Source organism: Streptomyces sp. NPDC050263, from assembly GCF_040655955.1.
GTDB lineage: Bacteria > Actinomycetota > Actinomycetes > Streptomycetales > Streptomycetaceae > Streptomyces.
In genome coordinates this window covers 35,472-62,212 of record NZ_JBFAKW010000054.1, presented here as the reverse complement: position 1 = coordinate 62,212, position 26,741 = coordinate 35,472, and the positions used below count along the sequence as shown (strand labels likewise).

The following is a 26,741-nucleotide window of genomic DNA, read 5'->3' as shown; positions in this document are numbered from 1 at the left end:
GACCAACGTCAGGTGAGCTGGCAGTTCACCACCCACGACGCACGCATCAAACTGCGCCACCTCTATCCCAAAAATTAGCTGCGACAGTCTACTAGCGGGAGTCGGCGAAGCGGCTCGCGGCACCGGCCTTCGCCCGCTGATGCAGGACACAGCGCCTCGGACGCCGGCTCCGGAGACGGGTGTGGGCGGCGTGGTGGAGTCCGGTGAGGTAGATGGCGGCGGCCTTGTCATACCGGGTGGCCGGGCCGCGCCACTGCTTGAGCTCATGGATGCACCGCTCAACGGTGTTCCGCTGCTTGTATGCCTCGCGGTCGAAGACCGGCGGGCGGCCGCCAAGCCGGCCGCGCCGCCTGCGGTTGGCAGCCTGGTCCGCAGGCTGTGGGATCACCGCTCGGATCCCGCGCCGCCGAAGGCGGCGGCGGATCGCCCGGGACGGGTACGCCTTGGCAGATCTTCGCCCTGCTCCACGAGTTCGAACGCCTCGCGGTGCGCGGGGAACGAGGCGTCGAACTCCACGGCCCCGTCCTCTCGTCGGCTTGCAGCCTCAGTCGCTGCAGACGCCTCGGGAAGACCGGATCCTGATCGCGTCACAAGCTCATGGGAAATGGTTTGAGCCAGGCGGCGCCCCGCTGCTACTTTCACCGAGGACCGTGAATTCGTCGTTTGGAGGTGAGCCCCGTGAACACAGTTACCCGTGGGTGCTCCCTCAACCCGTCACGGTCCGGCGGCTGACGTTCGGCGTCGCCAGGAGCGCCTGAGATCGAGGCACTCCTGGAAGGGGACTCCGATGAACACGAAGCCTTTTACATCCGGCCTGAGCGAGAACGCGGTGATGATCACGCGCGTCGCGGACCGGCAATGGCATGCACTGGATGACGACCTGGTGGTCGGCCGCGGGCATGCGGAGCACCGGCCCGACGGACGGCTGTTCGTCAGCATCGACGCCTGGCACGACGCCGCCTTCGACCGGCTCGCCGGGGCGATGCTGGCGGAACTGCCGGCGCCGCTGTACACGGTGGTCGACGAAGCCGACGTCGAGCTGACGGCCGGCTGGCGGCGGGCCGGGTTCACGGTCCGGCGCCGCGAGTGGGAGTACGTCGTGCCGACCGACCCGCGGGTCACGGGGCTCGCAGCAGTCCTGCCGCCTTCGGGAGTGACGATCGTGCCCGCCGGTCAGGCGGACGAGAGTCTGCTGCGAGCGGTGGACCGCGCGATCCGTGACGAAGTCGAGGCGACCGTCGGGTGGCAGTCGATGCCCGCGGAGGTGATTCCCCGACCCGAAGGCGACACCATCGTCGACCCGTCGAAGTACACGGTGGCCGCGGCGCCGGACCGCTACCTGGGACTGATCCGGGTGGTGACGGCGAACCGGCCACGCATCGGGCTGGTCGCGGTCCGGGCCGACGAGCAGCGCCGCGGCATCGCGCGGGCGCTGCTGGCCCACGCACTGGGGACGCTCCACCGCTCCGGGTTCGCCGAAGCCTGGGCCGAAGTCCACGAGTCCAGCCGAGCAGCCTCGGCCCTGTTCGAGGGCGTCGGCGCCCGGCCGATGAGCAGCAACCTGGAGCTGGTGCGATGACGAAGAACAAGAACGTCGTCGAAGTCGAGGGCAAGGTCGTCGAGTGCCTGCGCAGCGCCATGTTCACCGTGGAACTCGCGAACGGCCACCACGTGCTCGCGCACATCAGCGGGAAGATCCGCAAGAACTACATCAAGATCATGCTGGAAGACCGGGTGCTGGTGGAACTCCCGCCCTACGACCTGACGCGCGGCCGGATCGTGTTCCGGTACCGGAACTAGTGCCGCGGCAACTGACCCAGGGGCCCCGGTCACGGCGTTTCCGTGACCGGGGCCCGGGGTGACCCGGTCACGGGCATCCGGTCGCTCCTGCGGCGCGGCTGGCTGTCCTGGGCAGGATCCCCGGCCGCGACCAACTCTTCCGCCTGCGCCTTACCCATCCCGAACTCGCCGTCGCCTGGGCTGGGCGACGGGGTCAGGGTCTGCCCCTGCATCGATCCTGTGACTGCCTGGAAGTAGGCGTGGACGACGTTGCTCAACGGCGTGCCGCCCTCGCTGTCCATGCCGAGCTTTTCGAGTGTCTCCTTCACCCAGCCCGGGCTGACGACGTTCGCTCTGAGCCCGCGGGGCATCTCGATGGCCGCAGCTTGGACGAAAGCCTCCAGGCCGGCATTGACAAGGGCACCGAACGAGCCGCCTGGCGTGGGCTCCTCGAAGATGCCGCTGGTGAGTGTGATGGAGCCGCCGTCCCGCACGTGGTTCAAGGCGTGGCGCAGCAGCATCACCTGACCCAGCAGCTTTCCTCGCAGTCCGATGGTGAACTCGTCGTCGGAAGGGGATGTGAGCGGCGTCAGCCGACCGCCGGCGGCGCAGCAGATGACCGCATCGACCTTGCCGACAGTGTCGAAGAGGGCGTCGATGGAACCCGGTGTTTCCAGGTCGACCCGTGTGCTGCCGTTGCGGGAAGCTCGTATCACCGCATGCTCGGTCTCCAGGGCGTCGGCGACCGCGCGGCCAATGGTGCCGGTCGCCCCGATCACCATGATCTTCATGTTGGTTCCGCCCGTCATCGGGCGAGGCGGGCGGGAAGGGGCGCCAGTGGGAAGTTGGCCCAGACGTAGGTGTCCATCTGGTGCTGGTCACCGCTGAGGTTGGCCACGTGATCGACCCGGCCGTCGGCGTCGAAGTGCCACACCAATGCCCACATCGTGTCGACCTGGCCCACGCCTTGCGTCGTCCAGCCTCGGTGGATGTCGACGACGTACTCGCCGTTGCTGCCCAGAAACACGGGTTCGGCCCGGAAGCCCGCCTTTCCGAGCTGATCGAAGAAGCTGACCACCTCGTCCAGTCCGCGCTTGGTGCCCGACAGCGGGTGGCGGCCCGGGATGTTCCACTCGATGCCCGGAGCCAGGATCGTGCTCATCCCTTTGACGTCATGAGCGGCATGAGCGGAGAAGAAGTGGTTGACGGCCTCGACCTTGGGGTCGGATACGGCTTCATTCGTCGTCACTGGGACGCTCCCCGATGAGTTCGGTACCGGGCTGCCCGGTTGCGTGATCAACGATTCCGCCAGTCCGCCGTAGTCGTCCAATACCTGCTTCCATAACCTGGCAGCATGGATATCGACACCCGTCTGCTGCGTTACTTCGCCGCAGTGGTCGAGGAAGGCAACCTCACACGGGCCGCTGAACGGCTCTACATCTCACAGCCCGCGCTGACGAAGCAGATCCGGCAGTTGGAAGCCCAGCTGGGAGTGGTCCTGTTCGTCCGTTCCCGCGCCGGGATGACCCCCACCGAGGCCGGGGAGGCTCTGGCCGCACACGCCGGCGCCGTGCTGACCGCTTGGGAAGGTGCTCTGCGCGTCACGCGAGCCGCCACGACCCGGGCCGCACACACGCTACGGGTCGGCTTCGTCGCCAGCGCCGCCAATGAGCACACCCAACCGATCATCGCTGACTTCGCACGGCGCCGGCCCGGCCGGCGGGTCCAGATGCGGCAGGCCGAATGGACCGACCCCACCGCCGGGCTGGCCACCGGCGAGGCCGACGTGGCGCTGCTACGCCTGCCCGTGCCCGCGCAGAGCGACTTCAACGTCGAGGTACTGCTCACCGAGCCGCGCTGGATCGCCCTGCCTGCGGGGCATCACCTCGCGGCGCAGAAGCACATCCGGTTCCAGGATCTGTACGACGAACCGTTCGTGGCGACTCCCGCCAGCTCGGGGACATGGCGCGACTACTGGCTCGCGACCGATGAGCGCGAGGGACACCCCGTGCGCATCGGCGCGGTCGCGCACCACCCCGATGAATGGCTCAACGCCATCGCCCACGGCCAAGGCATCAGTCTCACTCCCGAAGCGACCGCCCGCTTCTACCAGCGACCGGACGTCGTCTACCGACCCGTGACGGGCGTCAGTCCCAGCCGGATCGCTGTGGCCTGGCCTCGTCCCCAACCGGTTGACGACGCCGTCGACGCCTTCGTCCTCAGCTGTCGCGCTGTATGCAGCAACGGCCGCCTCGCAGAGACCAGCCTGACCATGGACGGCTGACCCCAACCAGTGCGCGGGCGAGCAGAGGGACGCGTTCGGCCGCTGCGACGCACCGGCGACCGTGGCGGAGGCGGTGGCGGTGGCCTGTGTGGCGTAGGAGGCCGGTGGGACGATCTCGCCCGGGGCGGTGGTCGGACACCGCCCCGGGCGAGATCAGTTGCTGAGAGGTTTCGCGTCAGGTCACCCGGTGGTGAGGTAGGCGCGTTCGATCGTCTGGACGAGGGTGTTGCCCTGGTCGTCGGTCAGGTTGGCTCGTAGGGAGACCGAGCCGGGCTTGGTCGGGTGGTCCAGAGAGAGGTGGGTGCCGCCGACGGTCTTGGCGGGCTGCCAGGTGGCGCCTTCGTCGTAGGAGACCTCGAAGGCGAGCTTCGCGGGCTGCCGGCCGGCAGCCGCGCCCTCGATGGTGAAGGGCACCTCGAACCGCTCGCCCGCCTTCGCCGTGCTGGACAGCGTCAGTTCGGGGGAGAAACGGATCACCGACACCGGCAGTACGGCCGGCTCGTCCTCGGGGGTCTTGGCGGAGCGGAAGGTCCACTCCGCCCTGACACGGGAGCTGACCGCTGAGAGTGCCGGATCACGGGAGTTGTCCAGGGCCAGCCTGTACGTGCCGGCCTGCTCGGGAACCGTGAATTCGGTCGTGCCGTCGGCCGGGGAGGAGCTGAGGGGGATCTCCTCGCCGTCGACCTGGAGCGAGCTCTCGGCCGAGGCGGATCCGCCACCGGTGTCGTAGTGCCCGGCGCCGTCGCCGAACAGCGGCAGAAAGGCCGTGATGACGTTCCCGGACCGCTCGATACCGGGCTGCCCCGTCGCCGCGGAGCCCACGGAACCCGAGGCGCTTCCCAGGGCAGGGCCGAAGACGCCGACGTTGAACCGCTCGGTGTAGTTCTGGCCGGCCTGCCAGGTCCTGGGCGGCCCCTGGAGCGAGTACTCGGTCGGGCTCCCGTCGCCGTTCTGCTGCACGTGGAAGGACCACTTGACGCCGTTGCCGAGGATGTAGTCGGTCGTGCGCAGCGGCAGGCTCCCCGCCAGCCAGCCGTAGCGGCCGAAGAGATCCCCATCGGGCAGATGGGGATTCACGAACACGTCGACGTCCTTGCCCGCCAAGGGTGCGCCTGCCTGGAAGTCGACCTTGGCGAGCTGGTCCTGCTCCACCTCGGCGGCGAAGCCGCCCAGGTCGCCGCGGCGGACCCAGGCAAGGTGGTAGGTGACCGGCCTGCCGTCGCCGTCCTGGGATGTCCAGTCACCGGAGTACTGGGCGAACACGGCCTCGGCGGACGCCTCGGGGCCGAGTTGCCCGAACCGCATGCCCTGGAAGGTCGGGAGCGAGTACCCGTTCGTGTTCATGGGCCTCCCCGCGGCCCGTTCGTAGCGGTACGCGAGGGTGGCCTCGGTGTTCTCGGCCGCCGCGTCGGGCACGGTGATGTCCAGCGGCTGTGCCTGCCGGGCGTCGACGGTGACGGTGGTGTCCTTGTCCAGGGTCAGCTTCGGCTGCAACAGTACGGACTGGGTCGAGGACGCGAAGTCGGGGTGGATCACACCGGTGAGGCCGTAGGTGCCCTTGGGCAGCCGTACCGTGAGCTCGCCGTCCTGCCCGTCGGCGTACTGGGTGTAGAAGTCCCTGTCGAGGCCCTCCAGGCTGGTTACCCCGTCGCCGGTCGGCTCGCCGTTCTCGTCGATGTGCTTCAGCGTCAGGTCGAACGACTCGACCTCGCGCTGCACCCCGACGGCGGTGCGCACCGCGACCTTGTCGTCGGCCGAGACTGCCGACACCGAGCCGCCGAACGTGCCGTCGGCGCTGCCGGAACGGGTGTCCGCGGTCACGTCGGCACTGGCCTTGCCGCCCGCCGGGACGGTGAGCCGCTGCGGGGACACGGCGAACATGCCCTCGGCGGCGGGCTTGCCGTCCACCGAGAAGGCGTCGACGGAGAGGTCCAGGGTGACCGGTTCCGTACCGAGGTTCTCGTAGGTGAGCTGCTTGGTCACCGGTTCGTCGTCGTTGTGCGGCCACTGCTGCGCGCCGAAGTTGATCGGCTGCTGCTCGGTGATCACGCTCTGCTCCAGCGCCCGCACCAGATCCGTACGGCCGGTGCCCTGCTGGAAGGAGCTGTACGTGCCCGGCTTGGCGGAGCCGGTGAGGACGGCCTTGATGCGCTCGCCGGTCCAGTCGGGGTGCTGCTGGGCGAGGATCGCCGCGGCGCCCGCGACATGCGGGGTCGCCATGGAGGTGCCGCCGACGGTGATGTAACCGGGTGCCGGGGACGGCTTCGAGCTTTCCAGTTCGCTGCCGGCGGCCGCGGCGGCCGTGATGGCGGCACCGGGCGCGGTCAGGTCGGGCTTGACCCCGCCGTCACCGACGCGCGGGCCACGGCTGGAGAAGTCGCCGAGCGCGTCGGACTGGTCGACCGCGCCGACGGTGAGCGCGGCCTCGGCGCTGCCGGGCGAACCGACGGTCCCCTCGCCGAACTCGCCCTCAAGACCCTCGTTGCCGGCCGCGATGACGAAGAGCGCGTCGGACTGGGCGGAGAGCCGGTTGACCGTCTCCTCCAACGGGTCGATGCCGGGCATGTCCGTGTCGCCGAGGCTGAGGTTGACGACGTCGGCCCCCTGCGCCACCGCCCACTCCATGCCCGCGATGATCCCGGAGTCCGCGCCCCTGCCGTCGTCGTTGAGGACCTTGCCGTTGAGGATCTTCGCGCCGGGGGCGACGCCCTTGTACGTGCCGCCGGCCTTGGCGCCCGTCCCGGCCGTGATGGACGCCACGTGCGTGCCGTGGCCGAGCTTGTCGGCGGTGCCGGACTCGGAACCGGTGAAGTCCTGCTCGGCGACGACCTGGCTCGCGAGGTCGGGGTGGGCCTTGTCGACGCCGGTGTCCAGTACGGCGATCTTGGTGCCGGTGCCGTCGTACCCGGCGGCCCAGGCCGTCGGCGCGCCGATCTGCGGGACGCTCTTGTCCAGGCTGGCCTTGCGCCGCCCGTCGAGCCACACCTTCTCGACGGCGGTCGATGCGGTGAACGCGTCGGCGCCGGTATCGGTCACGGTGTCCCAGAAGTCGGTGCCGCGCTTCTTGACGGACCGCATCGCCTTCCCGTTGACCACCGGAAGCGCCCGGCCCATCTTCGCCCCGGCCCCGGTGAACGGGGTCATCGAGGGCGCCTTCTTGCCCTTGAACGTGACGATCAGCGGTACGTCGGTACGGCCCGCGTCGTCGTAGCCGTCCGCGACCAGCTGGGTCACGTCGAACAGTCGGGCGTCCAACTTGCCCTGCGCCAGCAGCAGTTCGGCGTCACCGGGCACCACCCGGGTGTGTCCGTAGACCACCCGGACGGAGAACGGCACCCGCTCCCGGCCCTCCGCCCGCACCACCCTGGCGACCTTTCCGCCACCGTCCACCGTGACCTGGTCACCGGTGACCAGCGTCACCGTCTTCACCGGACCGGGCTGGGCACTCCCGGTGGCCGATGTACCGGTCGGGGCGCCTTGGGCGACCTCGCCGGGGAGGACGGTCAGCACCAGGGCGGTGGTGGCCAGCCCCGCCGCCGCGGCGATCGCGCCTTTTCGTTTCGCGCCTAACTCCACCTGAGATTCCCTCTCGGTTCGTGATCGCACGGTCTTGATTGCTCGTGCGTGATTGCCTGTTCGTGATCGGTCGTGCGTGATGGGTCGTTCGCGGTATCGGTCGTCACCGTTCGAGGGACGTGCGGTCCCCCATCACGACCACCGGGTGCAGTGCCGGGTCGAGCGCGAGCAGCAGTTCCTTCATGTGCTGCTTCGCCAGGCTCACGCAGCCGTGCGTGGGTCCCCCGTGGTCGACGTGCAGCCAGATGCCGCCGCCGCGGTTCGTGCCGAGCGGGCGGGTCCAGTCGAGCGGGGAGGTGCCGGGCTTGCGGTTGTAGTCGATCGCGACCACGTAGTCGAAGGAGCCGGCGAGCGGCTCGCCCTCGAATCCGGTGCCGCCGATGGTGAAGCTGCCGGACTGGGCGTAGGGCAGCTTCGTGCCCGGGTCGGCGAGCAGTCCGCCCGCGTCGCTGAGGGTGAACACGCCGATGGGCGAGTGCAGGTCGCCCGCGTAGTGGTCGTCGGTCCAGCCCTCGCGCGCGTTGTGGGCGGCCCAGGTCTGCCCGGCGGTCCAGCCGCTGGCGTCGGTGCGCTGGTAGAGCACCACCTGTGACTGCGGGGAGTTCTTGTCCGTCCCGGTGACGATGAGGACCTGCCGGGCGTTGGCGGGGATCTCGGCGAGCGTCTTGGGGCCGAGGCCCGGCAGGACGGTCGGCGCGGAGGCGCTCGCCTCCGCGGCTGGGGTGTCCATGCCCCTTTCGCCGGCCGCGCTCGGCTCGGATCCGGTGTCGGCGGTGGTGGGCGCGACGGCCCGGACGTCCTGTGCGCCGGCGGGGGCCGAGGGGGCGCCGCCACCCGTCGTCCCGACGTCGGGGCCGCCGCACCCGGTCAGGGCGAGAGCCAGGGCCAGGACCGCCGCGGGAACCGGCACACGGGAGCCCATGGAGGAGGAGAAGCGGTGCCTTACCGGGTGCTTCACGAGGTACCTCATCGCGCCGACCCCGCCGTCCACTCGCCCCACGGCATGTTCCAGCCGTTGAGTCCGTTGTCGGGGGCGATCACCTTGTCGTCGGAGTTCTTCACCACGACCACGTCGCCGATGAGGGAGTTGTCGTAGAACCAGGCGCCGTCCTGGCCGGAGTCGCCGCCGCCCTTGGCGTCGTTGAGCCCCACACAGCCGTGGCTGATGTTGGACTTGCCGAAGACGGAGTCGTCCCCCCAGTAGTTGCCGTGGACGAAGGTGCCCGAGGTGGACAGCCGCATGGCGTGCGGGACGTCGGGGATGTCGTACTGGCCGGCGAATCCGACCGTGGCGCCGTTCATCCGTGTCGAGATCAGCTTCTCGGAGATGACCATCTGCCCGTTCCAGGTGGGCGACGAGGCGGCGCCCGCGGTGATCGGTATGTTCCGCACGGTGGCGCCGTCCCGGACGACCTTCATGGTGTGCGCGGCGGCGTCCACGGTGGACACCTGGCTGCGACCGACCTTGAACCGGACGGTCTTGTCCTGTTCGCCGTACGCGCCGGCGGCCCCCTTCACTCCGGCGAGGCGGATTCTGACGGTGACCGTGGAGCCGGGCTTCCAGTACTCCTTCGGACGGAAGTCGAGGCGCTGCCCGCCGAACCAGTGGCCCACGACGGTCTGTCCGCTGTCCGTACTGACCTCGACGGCGGACTCGACGGCCTTCTTCTCGGTGATCGGTTTGTCGAAGGTGAACGAGACCGGCATGCCCACTCCCACCGTGGAGCCGTTCTCGGGGGTGTAGACGCCGGTGAACCGGTCGGCCTCGGCAAGGGTCTCGAAGGACACGGTCCTGGTCGTACGGCGGCCGCCGGCGCCGGTGGCCTCGACGGTCAACCGGTAGGTCGTTCCGTGCTTGAGTTCGCGCGAGGGAGCCCAGCTCCGCTTGTCCGGGGACCGTTCGCCCGCCACGGCCCGGCCGTCCGCGGTGGACAGGGACACCTCGGTGATCGTGCCCCCTTCGACCGTGACCCGGCCGCCGGCGGTGACCGGGACATGTTCCTGCCCGTCGGTGACGTGCAGGTCCAGCCGTGGCCCCGTCGCCGCCTGGGCGGCCTGCGCGGGTGTCTTCGCCGGGTCTCCGGCGGGGTTCTTCGCGTCCGACGCCGCGGGGCCGCAGCCGGCCAGCAGGCATACCGAGACGGACAGCAGCGCCAGGGCGGACCGGGCCGGGACGCGGCGGGCCGGGCCCGGCGCCGAGGCGGCTGCCGGGGACGGGCCGCCGTGATGTGTGGGTTCTCCGTGATGCATGGGGCCAGCGTGGAGCGCGGATATCAGGAAGTTGTCAGGGTGTGGGAAGGACCTCAATGGGGCTGTTCACCGTGCTGACGACGCCTCAGCGTGTCCGCTGCATGCCGCGCCGGGACGGGCCGCGGTCTCTTCTCGGGGCCGAGTGCCACCGTGTGAGGCGATGTTGCGGCGGGGACGCGGTGCGTCCTCCGGACCGCGGACGGGGTGCAGGACCGGTTTGACGTTCCGATTGGCTAACCGCTATCTATATGAGCGTCGTGGAGGAGGGCGGTCTGTTGCAGGACGGGGTGCTGGCGCTGCTGGTCAAGGAGCCTTCGCACGGGTACGACCTGCGCAGGCGGTTGGCGGCGGCGCTCGGACCGCTGGGCGAGACGCTGAACGCGGGTCAGGTCTACGTCACGCTCAGCCGACTGGAGAAGGCGGGCCTGGTGGTCCAGGAGCGTGAGGACGCGCCGGTGCGCGGCCCGCGGCGCAAGGTGTACGCGCTGACCGCGGCCGGGCAGGAGCGGGTGGCCGCGTGGATGGCCGAGGAAGCCGGGCCCAGAGCGGACGTGGCGGAGTTCCACCTGAAGCTGGTGGCCGCCGCCGAGTCGGGGCTGGCCGATCCGCTCGCGCTCGTGGACAGACGGCGGAGGGAGCTGATGCGCAGTCTCGCCGAGGTCCAGCACGCCGCTCTCGCTCACGACACGGATTCGGAGGCCGGGTTGCTTCTGGAGGGCGTCGCCCTCCGGTTGCAGGCCGATGTGCGCTGGCTGCAGGCGTGCGAGCGGACCTGGTCCGTCCGCACCTCGCGCGGGAAGAAGGGCGGAAGGACCGGATGACGAGGAATGTGCTGCGGGCCAGGGGCCGGTCGCGGCGGAGCGATGCGGACGTCAGCCCGAGCGCGGGGCCGGTCGGCCGCCGACCCGGCGACGCCCCCGGGCCGGTGCTGCGGACGGTCGGCCTGTCACGGGTGTACGGGGAGGACGAGAACCGGGTGTGGGCCGTCGACGGGGTCGACCTCGACGTGCCGGCCGGGCAGACGCTCGCGGTGACCGGGCCCAGCGGCTGCGGCAAGTCGACGTTACTGCAGCTCCTCGGCGGTCTCGACCGGCCCAGCGACGGCGAGGTGTGGCTCGGCGGTCGGCGCATCGACTGTCTCGGCGAGCGGGCGCTGGCCCGACTGCGGCGGCGCGCCGTCGGCTTCGTCTTCCAGGACTTCCACCTGATGGACGAGCTGACCGCGGCGGAGAACGTCGAGTTGCCCGCGCTGCTCGCCGGCGCCTCACCGCGCACCGCCCGACGCTGTGCCGCCGGACTCCTGGACCGGGTCGGGCTCGCCGACCGTGCCCGGCATCTGCCCTCGGAGCTGTCCGGCGGGCAGCGGCAGCGGGTCGCCATCGCCCGTGCCCTGGTCAACGAGCCGCTGGTGGTCCTCGCGGACGAACCCACCGGCAACCTCGACAGCGCCGCGACCCACGACGTCCTCCGCCTCTTCGGCGAACTGCGCGCCGCCGGCCAGACCCTGGTCGTGGTCACCCATGACGAGCGCGTCGCCGCCACCGCGGACCGCGTCGTGTCCCTGCGCGACGGGACGCCGGCCGACGACACCCGCCTGAACGACAGCGGCAGTCACAGCGACACCGCACACCTGGACAGCAGCGGCGGCCACGGCGGCACGACACGGCTCGGTGCACTGCTGAACTGGGGGGACTGACCGTGGGACGCCTGCTGCTGATATGGCGCCTGATCGCACGTGACCTGCGCCGCCGTCCGGGCGAGGCCGTCATGTTCCTGGTCGCCGTCACCGCCGCCACGGCCGCCCTGGCTCTCGGACTGGCGGCCGACAACACCGTGGCCACCGCCTACGCGAAGACCCGCGCGGCCACCGCCGGCCCCGACGTGATGGCCTCGACGACGGCCCCGGATCCCTCCGGCATCGCCTCGCGCCTCGCGAAGGCACCCGGCGTGACCGCGCTCGGCGGGCCGTTCTTCGCGTTCGACACCACCATCCGGGCGCACGGCCGTTCCGCGCACTCCGCGGTCGAGGGGCGCGGTGGCGCACGGTCCGCCGTGGACCGGCCGCTGGTGACCTCCGGCAGCTGGGTGCGGGCCGGCGGCGCGGTGATCGAGCGCGGCTTCGCGCAGTCGCTCGGCGTGCGCGTCGGCGACAGCATCACCGTCGGCGGGCGCGACTACCCGGTCGTCGGGACCGCGATCAGCGCGGCCACCGCGGTGTATCCGTGGGGCGACCCGGCGCAGGTCGGGCCGCCCGAAGCCGGCGGCCTGGTCTGGCTCACCACCGCCGACGCCCACGCGGCGGTGGGCGACGCGCCCGTGATCCACCTGATCCACCTGAAGCTGTCCGATCCGGCCGCGACCGACGCCTTCGACAAGTCCGCGGCCGTCCAGGCCATCGGGGCCGACGGCCGACTCGACTACCACTACTGGCAGGACGTCCTCCAGATGGACATGGCCATGGTCCGGTTCACCCGGCCCACTCTGGTCATCGGCGGCTGGCTGCTCGCCCTCGCCGCTGTCGTCACCCTCGCCGCGCTCACCGCCGTACGCGCGGCCCGAGACCATCGGCGTACCGGACTGCTCAAGGCCGTCGGCGCGGGCCCCGGCACCGTCACCGCCGTCCTGCTGACGCAGCACCTGCTGCTGACCGTCCTGGCCACCGCACTCGGACTGGCCGCCGGGACCCTGACCGCACCCGAACTGACCGACCCCAGTGCCGGGTTGCTCAACACCGTCAGCCCACCGGGCGCCGACACCGTCGTCGGCACGGTCTTCCTCGCCCTCGTGATCGCCCTCGCCGGCACGCTCGGCCCCGTCCTGCGCGCCGCCCGCACCAGCACCGTCCGCACCCTGGCCGCCCCGGCACACCCGCTCACACACCACCCGCGGCTGAACGCGACGACGGCCTACCTGCCCACGTCGCTGCTGCTCGGCGTCCGACTGCTCGCCCGGCGGCCCGGCCGCGCCGCACTGACCGCCACCGGTACGGCCGCCACCACCGTCATGGTCACCGCCATGCTCACCTGGCACGCCGCGCTGAACGCGGCCCCCGACGCCCTGCGGTTCGGCCCCATCGAGGTACGGACCGAACAGACCGGCCAGGTGCTGCTCGGCGTCACGCTCGCGCTGGTGGCACTGTCCACGCTCAATGCCCTGCTGCTCGGCTGGAGCACCGCCGTACAGGCCCGGCGCGCCCTGACCGTGGCGCGCGCCCTCGGCGCCACCCCCGGCCAGGCCGTCTCGGCACTCTGCGTCGCCCAACTCCTGTCCGCCGTCCCGGGGTTGGCGGTGGGCATCCCGACCGGGCTCGGCCTGTACTGGCTGTTCGGCGCCGCGGTCACGCCGCCGGCGTGGTGGCTGCTGACCGCCGCACTCGTCATCCTGACGGCAGTCGGAGCGCTGACCGCCCTGTCGGCCTGGGCTCACACCCGCCGCCCCGCCGGACGCGCCCTCAACGCCGAACCCGTCTGACAGACCCAGCGGGGTCCGAGGAAGCCGACACCAGGGGGTACAAGCTTGCCCTGACGCGGAAGACTCCCGGTATCTGACCTTCAGAGGCCCTCCAGGGTCGGATCCCGATCCTGAACGGCTTCAAGGACGCCGTGATGACGTGCCGGAAGGGCCTGCGCACATACTCGGGCACCATGGCCCCGCCGAACTGGCGGACGCCTCCCTGTCGGAGCCGGCCGACCTCACCACCGAGCTCTACCGGCACTCGCGCGTCAAGGTGGGTCGAGCAGCACCGGTGGCCGACGGTGGCGCGTGTCGGCTGCCCGGCTGCCCGGCCGTCGAGTTGCCGAGGGCGAGCGTCTCCTCCCCTCCCCTCCGGGGTGCCGTCCGCGATCGGCGGGGTTGTCCTTGCGGATACGCCCGCGGGCCCCGATGCTTGGTACCTCACGACCCGGTACGTCACTCGGAGACCACGGGTCACGGATCAAACCGTCCGTCTGCATTCGCTTTTCCCCCGCCGGGCTGCAAGGCCCGACCGACCCACGGCGGGAGCGTTCGGGACTGTCCTGAGGGCCACCCGGCCGCTGTGCCGACGCGGCTCGTGCGGCCTGTACAGAGGAACTGCCATGACAAGCGGCGGCTCACGAGTCCGACTCCTCGGGCGGAGGAACGAATGCCGGGCCCTCGACGACGCTCTGGCGGCCGCCAGCGCCGGGCGCAGTGCGGCTCTGGTCCTGCGCGGGGAGCCGGGGATCGGCAAGACCGAGCTGTTGAAGTACCTCCTCGGGCGTTCCGCCGGATGCCGTGTCGTCGAAGCCGCCGGCGTCCAGTCCGAGGTGGAGCTCTCCTATGCCGGGCTGCACCAGCTCTGCGCTCCCCTCATCGCCGGCCTCGACTCGCTCCCGGAGCCTCAGCGCGACGCGCTCGCCACGGCACTCGGTCTGCGGGGCGGCCCTGCGCCCAACCGGTTCCTCGTGGGCCTGGCCACGCTGAGCCTCCTCGCCGACAGCGGAGCAGAGCAGCCGCTGCTCTGCGTCGTCGACGACGCGCAATGGCTGGACCGCGTGTCGGCGCAGACTTTGGAGTTCGTCGCCCGCCGACTGCTCGCGGAGTCGGTCCTGCTCGTCTTCGCGGTCCGTGAGCCGAGCCCCGGCGAAACGCTCGCCGGCCTCCCCGAACTCCACATCACAGGGCTGACCGGCAACGACTCGCGTACGCTCCTCGACTCGGTCATCCCCGGCCCGCTCGACGAGCGGGTGCGTGAGCGCATCGTGTCCGAGACGCGCGGCAACCCGCTGGCCCTGCTGGAGCTTCCCCGCGGGCTGACCGCGGCCGAGATGGCCGGCGGCTTCGCGGGCCCCGACGCGCAACCCCTGTCGAGTCAGATAGAGCAGGGCTTCCTCCGTCGTGTCCAGTCACTCCCGGCAGAGACGCAACGTCTGCTGCTGACCGCCGCCGCCGAGCCGGTCGGCGACGTGACACTGCTGCGACGCGCGGCCGAACGGCTGGGGATCGCGGCGGACGCGGCAGCGGTGCACGCCGAAACGTCCGGGCTGATCACATTCGGCGCGCGCGTGCGCTTCCGGCACCCGCTCGTGCGGTCGGCGGCCTACCGGGCGGCGGCGCTGTCCGACCGGCACAAGGTGCACAAAGCGTTGGCGGACGCGACCGACGCCCGCCTCGATCCCGATCGCCGAGCCTGGCACCTGGCGTGCGCGACCTCAGTGCCCGACGAGACGGTGGCCGCCGAGCTGGAGCACTCGGCGGACCGGGCGCAGGCGCGCGGCGGAGTCGCCGCCGCGGCGGCGTTTCTGGCCCGGGCCGTCGAACTGACGCCCGACGCCGCCCGCCGCGGGGCCAGAGCGCTGGCAGCCACCCAGGCCAAGTACCAGGCCGGCGCGTTCGGCGCCGCGCGCGAACTGGCGAACGCGGCGGAACAGAGCCCCCTCGACGAGCTCGGCACGGCGAAGTTGACACTGCTGCGCGGTCAGATCACGTTCCTCACTCAAGGCGCGCACTACGGGCTGCCGCTGATGACCGAGGCGGCCAAGCACCTCGAGCGCCACGATTCCGAACTCGCCCGCGCCACCTACCGGGACGCGATGTTCGCCGCGCTCACCGCCGGCCGCGTACCGCGCGACCTGGCCGAGGCCGTTCTCGCCGCGCCGAAGCCCGCCGGGCCCACGCGGGGCCCTCAGCTCCTCGAAGGCCTGGCCCGGATGATCACCGACGGTTACTGTGCCGGGGCGCCGACGCTGCTGGCGGCGCTGGCCGCCTTCCGCACCGGCGAGGTCTCGAAGGAGGAAGGGCTCGGCTGGCTCCCTCTGGCGTGTGGGCTGGCTCAGGACGCGTGGGACTTCGAGACCTGGTCCGTGCTCTCTGCGCGGCTGGTCGGCCTGGCCCGGGAGACGGGAGATCTGTCCGTGCTGCCGACCGCGCTCCTTCACCGCATCGGCAACCGGGTCCGGGCCGGCGACCTCGATGACGCGCAGTCTCTGGTCGTGGAGAACGTGGCGATCGGCGAGGCCACCGGCAAGGACATCTGGGCTCTCTACGGAGCGCTGTTCCTCGAGCCGTGGAAGGGCCGGGAATCCGCCACGCTCCAGGCGATCAAGGCAATCACCCAAGAACACATGCTGGGCGGACAGCCGAAGGTGATCGCCGACACCCAGTGGGCGGCGTCCGTGCTCTACAACGGCCTCGGCCGCCACGAGGAGGCCTATGCCGCCGCCCGGCGCGGATGCCGGAACCCGGAGGAGATGGGCCACACCATCGCGTCCATGATGGAGCTCATCGAGGCCTCGGCACGACGGGGACGACCGGCGGACGCCGCCGACGAGGTCCGAAGGATCAGCGACATGGCGCTGGGCACCGGCACCGACTGGGCTCTGGGCAACGCGGCCCTCGCACGGGCTCTGGTCGGCGAAGAGCAGGCGGCCGACGCCCTGTACCGGGAGGCGATCGAGCGGCTCGACACGACCGAGATCCGGATGGACACGGCCCGCGCCCGGCTCCTCCACGGCGAGTGGCTGCGCCGGGAGAACCGTGGCGCCGACGCCCGTCTCCAGCTGGGAACCGCCCACGACATGCTCAGCCGTATCGGGGCCGACGGGTTCGCGGAACGCGCACGACGCGAGCTCCAGGCCACCGGAGCCAAGGTCCGCCGCCGCTCCGCCGCACACCAGACCCCCCTCACCTCCCGGGAAGCGCAGATCGCCCGTCTCGCCCGCGACGGGCTGACCAACCCCGAGATCGGAGCCCACCTGCTTCTCAGCCCCCACACCGTCGAATGGCACCTGCGCAAGGTCTTCTCCAAACTCGGCGTCTCCTCCCGCAAAGAGATCCCCGCCCTGCAGCACGAAGACGACACGACGACAGCCTGAAACACCGGCCTGCACCGGGACGTTCGGCGGACCGGCGCTTGCCCTATCGGCCGGCCGAAGGCATCCGGACGACCGCTGTTCCACCCTCCAGATCCACCATGGTCCGGTTCGGCGGCGCCCCGTCCTCCTCGTCGTCCCTCAGGATGAGCGCCGACCGGCGCTCCTTCAGTTCGCTCTGCTTGCCCGGCGAGAAGCTCGCGTGAAGCTGCTCGAAACCGGTTGCCGAGATCTGTCCTTGCCTGACGCTGTTGCGCCACGGCAACAGCCCGGCTCGCCCCGCGCGCAGCAACAGCTGATCGACGAAGGCCACGACGGTGAGCACGATGACCAGTCCGGGCAGAGTCATGAAGACGGCGAATCCCATGCCCCCAGTATTCGGTCCGACCGGCCCGCGCCGACACGGCTGTTCGCCTCCGCGTCCGGATCCGGATCCGCCTCCGGATCCGGAGGCGGAGGCGGAGGCGGAGGCGGAGGCGGAGGCGGACACGAGACGACCGGACCTCCGTCCTCCAGGACGCCTACGCCTGCGTGACGCTTCTCCGGACTTCCGTGCCGACAGCCGTTCACCACGGGGGCCATCCTCGTGCGGGACTGTGCTGATCCGACGAGAATGGACCGGCAGACGGAAAGGAGTCGCCAGTCATGTCACTCGCCCGCGTCCACAACTTCTCCATCTCGCTCGACGGCTTCGGCACCGGTGAGGGCCTGAGCCGTGACGCGCCGTTCGGCCACGCCGGCGAACGGCTGCACGAGTGGATGTTCACGACCCGGTTCTGGCACACGGCGACCGGCCGACCCGGCGGGACCGGCGGTCTCGACGACGCCTTCGCGCAGCAGTTCACGCCCGGGATCGGCGCCGAGATCATGGGCGCCGGGAAGTTCGGCCCGCCCGGATGGCACGAGGACCCGGCGTGGAAAGGCTGGTGGGGGCCGAACCCGCCGTTCCACACACCGACCTTCGTCCTCACCCGTCACCCGCGCCCGCCGATCGAGATGGAAGGCGGCACGACGTTCCACTTCCTCGACGCTTCGCCCGCCGAGGCGCTCGAGACGGCCCGCGAGGCCGCGGGCGCCCAGGACGTACGCATCGGCGGCGGACCCACCGTGGTCCGCGACTTCCTTGCCGCCGGGCTCGTCGACCGCATGCACATCGTGGTCGTCCCGATCCTGCTCGGCCGAGGCGTACGCCTCTGGGACGGACTGGAGGGCGTCGAGAAGGACTACGAGGTCGAGGCGACTTCCTCGCCCAGCGGGGTCACGCATGTGACGTTCACCCGTGCGGGTCTGTGACGGCCTGCGGCCAGGTCCCGGTGAGGATCCAGCCGATGAGCCGTCCGAGGCGGTGGATGTCGCCGACGGGCGTCACGTCGTGGCCGTCGAGCAGTGGGATGCCGGCGGGTTCGATGTCCCGGTGGATCCTGTGACTGTGGTGCCGCACAGCGGCGTGCGCAGCCGTCCGGCCGCGCTCGTCCACTCGGATGGATTCGTGCGGCCGGTGAGTGCAACGGCACTCGTGGTGGACGGCGGCGTGGTGCGGGCGGCGGAAGGCTGTCGCGCATGTTCACCCCACAGGTACGACCGGCGCGGCAGCGACACGGCAATCGCCGCCGCCGGTTCTTCCCGGCCCGGGCCGGGACCGTCGCGGCGAGTGTCCTTGCGCTCGTCCTGATCATCCCCGGCACCGCGGCCGCGGCCCCGGGCGGCCTGGATGCCGCCTTCAGCGGTGACGGCAAGGTGCTCACCTCCATCGCCGCCGACGATCGCGCCGACGACACGGCGGTGCAGCAGTCCGACGGAGCCGTCGAACCGCGGGCCACCGGCACCCTCACCGACCGGGCCACGGTCACCGCCGCACAGACCGACCCGAACTCCGGCGACAACACCGCGACGACGACCACCACGCTCAACAACGCACGCGGCTGCACCCGCGTCGGCACCAGCGGCAACGACACCATCACCGGCACCTTCGGCAACGACGTGATCTGCGCCCTCGGCGGCGACGACACCGTCAACGCGGGCAACGGCAACGACACCGTCCACGGCGGGTACGGCAACGACCGCCTCGACGGCGGCTCCGGCAACGACACCCTGACCGCGGGCCCCGGCAACGACAACCTGATCGGCAACTCCGGCGCCGACAACCTCAACACCGTCGACAGCGTGTCCGGCAACGACACCGCCAACGGCGGCCTCAACACGGACACCTGCACGACCGACGCGGGCGACACCCGCATCAGCTGCCCCTGACCCGCACGACACCGGGCCCCGCACGACACCGTGCGGGGCCTGCGTGCGCCACTGCGAGACCCCGTTTTTAAGTTAATTAGCAATTAATATTGACAGGGTTGAGGGGCCTGGGCACAGTTTCCGCCGTGGCACCGGCGCCCGGCACGACCGGAGCAGCGTGCCCAGAGCACCTCAACTCTCGGGAGACTTCAGTGGCTTCACAACGTGCGGGGACGGCGGCGCTGCGGCGGACCGCGGCGGCACTCGGCGCCGTCGTGCTGGTCGGGTCGGCCGTGCCGACGGCACACGCCGGGGACGACCAGGGCGCGCCGCAGTACTACGACAGCGGCCTCACCCCCACGCCGTACATGGGATGGAACACCTACTACGGGCTCGGCGCCCCGACGGAGGACCAGGTCAGGAAGGTCGCCGACCACCTCGTCAGCAGCGGGCTGCGCGACAGCGGCTACGACATCGTCTGGCTGGACGGCGGTTGGCAGGCGGACCAGCCGCGCGACCCGGAGACGGGCCGGCTCGTGGCCCACCCCGCCCGCTTCCCCTCCGGCATCCCCGCGTTGGTGACCTACCTTCACCAGCGCGGTCTCAAGGCGGGCATCTACACCGACGCGGGCGCGTACGACGGCGGCAAGTGGTGCGGCCTGGGCAGCCGTGGCCACTACGAGGAGGACGCCCGCCAGTTCGCCGACTGGAAGGTCGACGCCATCAAGGTCGACTTCCTGTGCGGCATCGGCGCGGGGCTCGACCCGGGCCCGGCTTTCAAGGGGTTCAGCGACGCCGTCGCCAAGTCCGGGCGGAAGATGCTGCTCAACCTGTGCAACCCGCTCACCGACGACTGGGGCATGCCGCACACCCCCGAGCAGGACGCGCACAACGCCTACGTCTACGGGCCCACCACCGCCGACTCCTGGCGCACCGGCACCGATCTCGCCTGGGGCACCCCGACGGCGGGCCAGTGGCCCAACATCCTGCGCAGCATGGACGCCAACGCCTGGCACCCCGAGGCCCAGGGCCCCGGGCACTGGAACGACCCGGACTACCTCATCCCGATGCGCAAGCTCACCGAGGGCGGCTACGAGCTGACCGAGGAGGAGTCCGTCACGCAGTTCGTGATGTGGGCCGAGATGGCCTCGCCGCTGGTCCTCGGCAGCGACCCGCGCACTCTGCCGCAGTCGATGATCGACACCCTGCGCAACCCCGAGATCCTCGCCGTCGACCAGGACGCGCTGGGCATCCAGGGCGCCCGCGTGGCGACCGACTCCGTCGGCGACGTGTACAGCAAGGTGCTGAAGGGCGCCGGCAAGCGGGCCGTCGTCCTGCTCAACCGCTCCGACCAGGCGCAGGACCGCACGGTGACCTTCGCCGACGCGGGCCTGACGGGCAGGGTCGAGGTGCGCGATCTGCGGGCCCGTACCTCGCGCGGCGCCTTCAGCGGCTCGTACACGGTGCGCGTCCCCGCGCACGGGACGGCCTTCCTCAAGCTGACCGGCGCCGACGACGCCCCGGGCGCGCAGTTGCCCGGCCGCTCCTCGGCGAGCCCGGCGCTGGTGCGCGACGGCGCGGACCTGATCGTCTTCACCCGTGGCACGGACGGCGCGCTGCGCGCGCAGACCGCGCGCGGCGGTGACTGGTCCAGGGCCAGGACCACCGAGTTGGGCGGCCCGACGCAGGGTCGTTTCCTCGGCCAGCCCGCCGCGTACGCCTCGGCGGGCGGCCGGATCGACGTCTTCGTGCGCGGCACCGACGACACCTCCTACCGGCGCGTGTACGCGAACGGGCGCTGGGGCCGCTGGCAGAGCCTCGGCGGGACGCTGACGGACGCGCCGACCGCGGCCTTCGCGGGACCGGACGACTGGACGCTGTTCGCCCGCGGCGCGGACGGCAGGCTGTGGTCCCGCGGCCCGGCGGGCGGCTGGACCTCGCTGGGCGCGCCGCAGGACCGTCCGTTCTACGGACGCCCGTCGGCCGTCGTCGACGACGCCGGGCGGCTGCACGTGGCCGTGCGCACCTCCGAGGACTCGGTGTGGTCGCGGACTCGCGACGCCTCCGGCGCCTGGTCGGACTGGACGGCCCTCGGCGGCACGATCAGCGGCAGTCCGACGCTGGTGGCCTCCGGCGGCACGGTGCACCTGTACGCCCGCGCCGGTGACTACACGCTCTGGACGCGCAGTTGGAGCGCATCCGGCGGCTGGGCGGGCTGGAGCAAGAACGACGACTTCGTCAGCGGCGCGTTCGACGGCGCTCTCGGCGGCGTCGCCGGAGCGGACGGCGGCGTGCTGGCCGCCTTCCGCGGGGTGGACGGCCGCGTCCACCAGACCGAGCTCTGAGCTCCGCACAGCACTGGCAACATAAATTAGTAATTAATCTTGACGGTGCCCGGACCCCTGCGCCAGGCTGTGCCTGCCGCACGGGAGCCGGGCCGTCAGGGGGCCTCAGCTCCGTTCCGTGGGCACATAGGGAGTGCACAGATGACCGCCTTCAACGCCACCCGCCGCAGATTCCTCGCAGGAACAGGCGCAGTCGGCGCCGGCGCGCTGCTCAGCGGCTGCGTCACCCAGAGCCCGTCCGCCTCCGGAGGAAAGTCCGGCGGCCCGGTGACCCTGCAGTCCAACCTCTCCTCCCCGCAGGCCAAGACCGCGCTGCAGGCGATCGTCGCCGCCTTCGACAAGCGCGGCGACACCGAGGCACAGCTCAACACCGTCGCGGCGGAGACCTTCCGCACCCAGCTGCCGACCTACCTCACCTCGGCCAACCCGCCGGACGTCTACACCTGGTACCCCGGCTCCGTCGCCGAGTCGTACGCCACGAAGGACCTGCTGCTCGGCCTCGACGACATATGGGAAGGACCCGAGCTCTCCGGATACTCCGACGCGCTGAAGAAACTGTGCACCTCGGCCTCCACCGGCAAGAAGGTCTTCGTGCCCACCAGCTACTACTGGTGGGGCATGTTCTACCGGAAGTCGAACTTCGCCAAATGGGGCGTCAAGGAGCCCAGGACCTGGGACGAGTTCCTCGACCTGTGCGACAGGCTCAAGAGCAAGGGCATCGCCCCGATCGGCCTCGGCGCCGGCGGCGACACCCCCTGGGTCGCCTCCGCCTGGTTCGACTACCTCGACATCCGCGTCAACGGCGCCGCCTACCACCGTGAACTCCTCGCGGGCAAGCACCGCTTCGACGACCCCGAGGTCCGCAAGGTCTTCGACAAGTGGGACGAGGCCCGCCCGTACTTCGACCCCGACGGCACGGCCATCCCCTTCCAGGACGCCACCACCGCCCTCCTCCAGGGCCGCACCGGCATGATGCTCATCGGCACCTTCTTCGCCGACGCCGCCCCCAAGGACGCCCTGGGCGACCTGGACTTCTTCCAGTTCCCCATCATCGACCCGAAGGTGCCGGTCGCCGAGGAGGCGCCCACCGACGGCTTCTTCGCCGGCGCCCGCACCAAGCGCGCCGACGGGGTCAAGGAACTGCTGCGCTACCTGGCCACCGCCGAGTCGCAGGAGCTCTACCTCAAGAGCGGCTCCGGCACCACGCTGCCCACACACCCCGACGCCAAGGACACGGGCACCCCGCTGGTCCTCAAAGGCCGCAAGCTCATCGAGAGCGCCACCGATCTGACCCAGTTCTTCAACCGGGACTCCAGCGACGCCCTCCAGCCGACCGCCGACACCGCGCTGGTGCACTATCTGGCCAAGCCCAAGGAGATCGGCTCCATCCTCACCACGTGGCAGCGCAGCGCACAGAAGATCTGGAGCCAGTGACCATGGCGCTGCTCGCCCCCACCCGACGGTCCAGGCCCACCCGGGTGCCCCCGGTGGTCCTGGCCTTCGTCCTCGTCCCGCTGCTCGCCGAGGCGTTCTGGGTCTTCTGGCCGGCCCTCCAGGGCTTCTACCTCTCCCTGACCTCCTGGGACGGCCTGGGGACCCCGGAGTTCGTCGGCCTCGACAACTACAGCGAGATGCTGCACGACGCGGTCTTCCGCACCGCCGCGATCGACACGGTGCTGTGGCTGCTGTTCTTCGGCGGGCTCTCTGCCGCCCTCGGGCTCGGCGCCGCGCTGCTGCTCCAGCAGGAGCGGCGCGGCATCGGGTTCTACCGGGCGGCGCTCTTCCTGCCGGTGGTCTTCTCCCTGGTCGCGACCGCGCTGGTGTGGCAGGCCATGTACCAGCCGGACGGCCTGATCAACAACGTGCTGGAGGGCGTAGGCCTCGGCGGCTGGCAGCACGCCTGGCTCGCCGACCAGGACACCGCCCTCTACGCGGTCATCGTGCCCGCGCTGTGGCGTCAGGTCGGCTATGTGATGGTGCTGTACCTGGCCGGCCTCAAGGGCATCGACCCCGTGCTGTACGAGGCGGCGAAGGTCGACGGCGCCACCCGCCTGCAGCAGTTCAGGCACATCACCCTGCCCCAGCTGCGCAGTGTCAACGCGGTCGTCCTGTCGGTGATCGTCATCGACTCGCTGCGCTCGTTCGACGTGGTGTGGGCGCTCACCCGCGGCGGCCCGTACCACTCCTCCGAACTGCTGAGCACCTACATGTACTCCACCGCGTTCCAGTCCCTGCGGCTGGGATACGGCTCCGCGCTCGCCGTCGTCATCTTCGTGCTGGCCTTCGGCGTCATCGCGGGCTACCTCGTGCGCGCCTTCCGGGAGGCCGACTGATGACCGCCACCGACGCGACCGCGCACGTCAAGGACGCCGAGAGCCCCGCGGGCCGGGCCGGCCCCGGCAAGGTCGCGGCGCCCCGCCGCCCCGTCGTGCGCGGGCGCGCCCTGCGCACCACCGGCTTCCATCTCACCGCGGGCCTGCTGTCCGCGCTGTGGCTGCTGCCGATCGTCCTCGTACTGGTCACCAGCACCCGCACGTTCGACGACATCGCCGCGCACGGTGTCGGCAGTTGGCCGCACTCGTTCACCTTCGACAGCTTCCGCCAGGCGTGGGTGGACGGCGGCCAGCAGCGTGCCCTCATCAACAGCCTGCTCGTCACCCTCCCCACCGTGCTGCTCTCGCTCGGCCTCGCCTCCATGGCGGCGTTCGCGCTCAGCCGCTACGACCTGCCCTTCCGGCGCGCCCTGCTGCTGCTCATGCTCGGCGGCAACCTGCTGCCCCCGCAGATCCTGCTGATCCCGGTCTCCAAGCTCAGCGAAGTGCTGGGCATCTACGACCGGTTGTACGCCCTGATCGGCGTGCAGGTCGGCTTCGGCGTCGGCTTCTACGTCTTCGTCCTGCACGGCTTCATGCGGGCGATCCCCGGCGAGATCCAGCAGGCCGCCGTCATCGACGGCGCGAACCCGTGGCAGATCTACCGGCGGATCATCCTGCCGCTGGCCCGCCCCGCGCTGGCCGCGCTGACCGCGTTGTCGTTCACCTGGATCTTCAACGATCTGCTGTGGGCCATCACCGTGCTGCGCACCGACACCCAGATGCCCATCACCGCCTCCCTCCTCGGACTGCAGGGCCAGTACGTGTCCATGTGGAACGTGATCGCGGCCGGCTCGGTGATCGCCGCCGCCCCGACGGTGGCCGTCTTCCTCCGCTTCCAGCGCTACTTCGTGGCCGGACTGAACCTCGGAGCCGTCAAGTGACCTCGCACGACCGGTGGCTGCTGCGCACCGACACCACCACCTACGCCGTCACCCTCGGCGGCGACGGCCGCTGGGCCGAACTCGCCGCCTGGGGACCGCACGGCGTCGAGGACGGGCCGTCGCCCATGGACCGGTCGCGGCGCACCCACTTCCTCGTCCCCGCCGACGCAGCCCCGGCCGAGTACATCCCCTACGGGCTGCGGCCGTTCACCGGCGCGGACCTGGTCGCCGCCCGCCCCGGCGGCGACCGCGGGAGCTGGTGGCGCTTCACCGGCGCCACGCAGGACGGCGACCGGGCGCTGCGCCTGGAGTTCGCCGACGATCTGCTCGGCCTGCGCACCATGCTGTGCTACGCGACGGCGCCCGGCACCGACGTCGTCCTGCGCTGGACGGAGCTCACCTGCACCGGTGCGGACGAGGTGCGCCTGGAGCGCTTCGACTCCGCCGCCGTCAACGTCCCCGTCCAGGGCGGCGCGCGGCTGACGTACTTGGCCGGACAGTGGTCGCAGGAGTTCCAGCTGAAGCACCTGGAGCTGGAGCGCGGCCGCTTCGAGATGGAGAGCACCCAGGGCGCGGCCGGGCACGCGTACCACCCCTGGCTCGCGGTCCAGGACGCCGCCGACCCCGCCGAGGGCGCCACCCCCACCTACGGCATCGCCCTGGAGTGGTCGGGCAACTGGCGGATCACCGCCGACGCCGAGCCCGGCGGCGCGGTACGGGTGCGCGCCGGCCGGGTGCCTCACGAGGGCGCGGTCCGCCTCTCCCCCGGCGCCACCCTCGTCACGCCCCGGCTGGCCTGCGCCTTCAGCCCGGACGGGCTCGACGGGCTGGCCCGCGTGTGGCACCGCTACGAGCGGCACCTCACCGGCGAGCGCATCGACCGGCCGCGCAAGGTCCTCTACAACTCGTGGGAGGCGACCGGCTTCGACGTCGACGCCGCCGGACAGCTGGAGCTCGCCAGGGCGGCCGCGGAGCTGGGCGCCGAACTCTTCGTCGTCGACGACGGCTGGTTCACCGGACGCCCCGACGACACCGGCGGCCTCGGCGACTGGGACCCTGACCCGGCCGGGTTCCCCGGCGGGTTCGACCGGTTCGTGACGGACGTCCGCGCCCTCGGCATGGACTTCGGCCTGTGGGTGGAGCCCGAGGGCATCAGCCCCCGCTCCAGGCTCTACGCCGAGCATCCCGAGTGGGTGTACCGGATCGAGGGCCGGCCCGCGACGCTCGTCCGCAACCAGTTGCTGCTCGACCTCGGCCGTGCGGACGTCCAGGAGTTCGTCATCGGCACCTTCGACCGGCTGCTCGGCTCCCACGCCATCAGCTACCTCAAGTGGGACATGAACCGGCCGCCCACCGAGCGTGGCCGTCCCGGCCACCCGGCCGGTCCCGACCCCGAGCTCCAGGACCTCGACGCCGGCCATGTCGCCGGCTACCTGCGCGTCCTGGACCACCTGCGCGCCGTCCACCCGCACGTCACCGTCGAGGGCTGCGCCGGCGGCGGCGCCCGCGTCGAGCACGCCACTCTCGCCCGCACCGACGTGGTGTGGCCCAGCGACAACACCGCGCCCATGGACCGGCTGCGCATCCAGTACGGCTACCTCCACGCGCACGCCCCGCACACCATGAGCTCCTGGGTCACCGACGCCCCCGGAGTCTTCGACCCGCGGCCCCGCTCCCTCGCCTTCCGGTTCGTCAACTCCATCGCCGGAGTCCTGGGCATCGGCGCCGACATCCGCCGCTGGACGCCGCGGCAGCGCGCCGAGGCCACCGAGTGGATCGCCCGCTACAAGGAGATCCGCGACGTCGTCCACCACGGCGAGGTGAGCCTGCTCGGCAGCCCCGCCGACCCGACCTGCGGCATCCAGTACGCGGAGCCGGGCGGCGCCCGCGTGGTGGTGACGGCCTGGAACACCGGCCCGCTCGACGGCGCGCCGCTGGTGCCCGGCCGGGCCGCCCGGCTGCGCCTGCGCGGCCTGCCGCCGGCCGCCGTCTACACCGACGCCGCCACCGGCACCGGCACCGGCACCCGCTACAGCGGCGCGTATCTGCTCCACTCGGGGCTGCCGTTCGCCTGGACCGCCGGACACGACGCGGAGTTGATCGTCCTGGCCCGGCAGTGACGACAGCGGAAGAATCTGCATCCCACTCGACTCTCGAACATCTGCACCCCACCTCCCTCGCGAACAGGAGAC

Annotated in this window: 20 protein-coding genes and 2 pseudogenes; 14 read left to right on the top strand and 8 right to left on the bottom strand. The window is 71.4% G+C overall.

The window, feature by feature from the left end; genetic code table 11:
• Window positions 1-91: 91 nt before the first annotated feature.
• Window positions 92-451 (bottom strand): annotated as a pseudogene (locus AB0J04_RS24005) (transposase); the annotation flags it as partial.
• Between the two features lie 336 nt (window positions 452-787).
• Between AB0J04_RS24005 and AB0J04_RS24000 the strand changes: the two are divergent.
• Window positions 788-1,579, top strand: coding sequence for a GNAT family N-acetyltransferase (locus AB0J04_RS24000; protein WP_363170598.1), 792 nt, complete (start codon window positions 788-790; stop codon window positions 1,577-1,579).
• On the top strand, window positions 1,576-1,800 hold the full coding sequence (gene infA / locus AB0J04_RS23995) for a translation initiation factor IF-1 (RefSeq protein WP_363170597.1): 225 nt from the start codon (window positions 1,576-1,578) through the stop codon (window positions 1,798-1,800). Before AB0J04_RS24000 ends, infA begins: the two co-directional genes overlap by 4 nt.
• A 188-nt stretch (window positions 1,801-1,988) precedes the next feature.
• Here the strand turns inward: infA and AB0J04_RS23990 are convergent.
• A pseudogene (locus tag AB0J04_RS23990) lies at window positions 1,989-2,570 on the bottom strand (short chain dehydrogenase); the annotation flags it as partial.
• A gap of 14 nt (window positions 2,571-2,584) precedes the next feature.
• The gene (locus tag AB0J04_RS23985) at window positions 2,585-3,028 is read right to left on the bottom strand and encodes a nuclear transport factor 2 family protein (RefSeq protein WP_363170596.1); all 444 of its coding nucleotides are present in this window, start codon (window positions 3,026-3,028) and stop codon (window positions 2,585-2,587) included.
• 105 nt (window positions 3,029-3,133) lie between these two features.
• On the opposite strand from AB0J04_RS23985, the gene AB0J04_RS23980 reads away from it, so the two are divergent.
• A complete protein-coding gene (locus AB0J04_RS23980) occupies window positions 3,134-4,063 on the top strand; it encodes a LysR family transcriptional regulator (RefSeq protein ID WP_363170595.1) in 930 nt (309 codons plus the stop codon).
• Window positions 4,064-4,243: 180 nt separating this feature from the next.
• Here AB0J04_RS23980 and AB0J04_RS23975 read toward each other — a convergent pair whose 3' ends face one another.
• The 3 genes from AB0J04_RS23975 to AB0J04_RS23965 all read right to left on the bottom strand — a co-directional run bounded on the left by AB0J04_RS23975 (window position 4,244) and on the right by AB0J04_RS23965 (window position 9,889).
• Window positions 4,244-7,639, bottom strand: a complete 3,396-nt coding sequence (locus AB0J04_RS23975; protein ID WP_363170594.1) for a S8 family serine peptidase — start codon at window positions 7,637-7,639, stop codon at window positions 4,244-4,246.
• Window positions 7,640-7,742: 103 nt separating this feature from the next.
• Window positions 7,743-8,609 carry a L,D-transpeptidase family protein gene (locus AB0J04_RS23970; RefSeq protein WP_363170593.1) on the bottom strand — a complete coding sequence of 289 codons (867 nt, stop codon included), beginning with the start codon at window positions 8,607-8,609 and terminating at the stop codon, window positions 7,743-7,745.
• Window positions 8,606-9,889 carry an Ig-like domain-containing protein gene (locus tag AB0J04_RS23965; RefSeq protein ID WP_363170592.1) on the bottom strand — a complete coding sequence of 428 codons (1,284 nt, stop codon included), beginning with the start codon at window positions 9,887-9,889 and terminating at the stop codon, window positions 8,606-8,608. The genes AB0J04_RS23970 and AB0J04_RS23965 overlap by 4 nt, the downstream gene beginning before the upstream one ends.
• Window positions 9,890-10,137: 248 nt before the next feature.
• Between AB0J04_RS23965 and AB0J04_RS23960 the strand changes: the two genes are divergently transcribed.
• The 4 genes from AB0J04_RS23960 to AB0J04_RS23945 all read left to right on the top strand — a co-directional run bounded on the left by AB0J04_RS23960 (window position 10,138) and on the right by AB0J04_RS23945 (window position 16,722).
• Window positions 10,138-10,710: a PadR family transcriptional regulator gene (locus AB0J04_RS23960; protein ID WP_363170591.1), complete on the top strand. Its 573-nt coding sequence runs from the start codon at window positions 10,138-10,140 to the stop codon at window positions 10,708-10,710.
• On the top strand, window positions 10,707-11,585 hold the full coding sequence (locus tag AB0J04_RS23955) for an ABC transporter ATP-binding protein (protein ID WP_363170590.1): 879 nt from the start codon (window positions 10,707-10,709) through the stop codon (window positions 11,583-11,585). Before AB0J04_RS23960 ends, AB0J04_RS23955 begins: the two co-directional genes overlap by 4 nt.
• Before the next feature lie 2 nt (window positions 11,586-11,587).
• Window positions 11,588-13,360, top strand: coding sequence for an FtsX-like permease family protein (locus AB0J04_RS23950; RefSeq protein ID WP_363170589.1), 1,773 nt, complete (start codon window positions 11,588-11,590; stop codon window positions 13,358-13,360).
• Window positions 13,361-13,965: 605 nt separating this feature from the next.
• Complete coding sequence (locus tag AB0J04_RS23945; protein ID WP_363170588.1) at window positions 13,966-16,722, top strand: AAA family ATPase; 2,757 nt, start codon at window positions 13,966-13,968, stop codon at window positions 16,720-16,722.
• Window positions 16,723-16,765: 43 nt separating this feature from the next.
• Here AB0J04_RS23945 and AB0J04_RS23940 read toward each other — a convergent pair whose 3' ends face one another.
• Window positions 16,766-17,086 (bottom strand): DUF6191 domain-containing protein, encoded by a 321-nt coding sequence (locus AB0J04_RS23940; protein WP_363170587.1) that lies wholly within the window; start codon window positions 17,084-17,086, stop codon window positions 16,766-16,768.
• Window positions 17,087-17,364: 278 nt separating this feature from the next.
• On the opposite strand from AB0J04_RS23940, the gene AB0J04_RS23935 reads away from it, so the two are divergent.
• Window positions 17,365-18,012, top strand: coding sequence for a dihydrofolate reductase family protein (locus AB0J04_RS23935; protein ID WP_363170586.1), 648 nt, complete (start codon window positions 17,365-17,367; stop codon window positions 18,010-18,012).
• On the opposite strand, the gene AB0J04_RS23930 is transcribed toward AB0J04_RS23935, so the two are convergent.
• On the bottom strand, window positions 17,993-18,160 hold the full coding sequence (locus tag AB0J04_RS23930) for a hypothetical protein (RefSeq protein WP_363170585.1): 168 nt from the start codon (window positions 18,158-18,160) through the stop codon (window positions 17,993-17,995). The two genes, AB0J04_RS23935 and AB0J04_RS23930, sit on opposite strands and share 20 nt — an antisense overlap.
• 119 nt (window positions 18,161-18,279) lie before the next feature.
• On the opposite strand from AB0J04_RS23930, the gene AB0J04_RS23925 reads away from it, so the two are divergent.
• The 6 genes from AB0J04_RS23925 (at window position 18,280) to AB0J04_RS23900 (ending at window position 26,669) form a co-directional block, all read left to right on the top strand.
• A complete protein-coding gene (locus tag AB0J04_RS23925) occupies window positions 18,280-18,969 on the top strand; it encodes a hypothetical protein (protein ID WP_363170584.1) in 690 nt (229 codons plus the stop codon).
• Between the two features lie 191 nt (window positions 18,970-19,160).
• Complete coding sequence (locus AB0J04_RS23920; protein WP_363170583.1) at window positions 19,161-21,293, top strand: glycoside hydrolase family 27 protein; 2,133 nt, start codon at window positions 19,161-19,163, stop codon at window positions 21,291-21,293.
• Window positions 21,294-21,434: 141 nt separating this feature from the next.
• On the top strand, window positions 21,435-22,727 hold the full coding sequence (locus AB0J04_RS23915; protein WP_363170582.1) for an ABC transporter substrate-binding protein: 1,293 nt from the start codon (window positions 21,435-21,437) through the stop codon (window positions 22,725-22,727).
• 2 nt (window positions 22,728-22,729) lie between these two features.
• Entirely contained in the window at window positions 22,730-23,626 is an 897-nt protein-coding gene (locus AB0J04_RS23910) for a sugar ABC transporter permease (protein WP_363170599.1), read from the top strand.
• Complete coding sequence (locus AB0J04_RS23905) at window positions 23,626-24,549, top strand: carbohydrate ABC transporter permease (RefSeq protein WP_363170581.1); 924 nt, start codon at window positions 23,626-23,628, stop codon at window positions 24,547-24,549. The genes AB0J04_RS23910 and AB0J04_RS23905 overlap by 1 nt, the downstream gene beginning before the upstream one ends.
• Window positions 24,546-26,669 (top strand): alpha-galactosidase, encoded by a 2,124-nt coding sequence (locus tag AB0J04_RS23900; RefSeq protein ID WP_363170580.1) that lies wholly within the window; start codon window positions 24,546-24,548, stop codon window positions 26,667-26,669. The genes AB0J04_RS23905 and AB0J04_RS23900 overlap by 4 nt, the downstream gene beginning before the upstream one ends.
• Window positions 26,670-26,741: the final 72 nt, after the last annotated feature.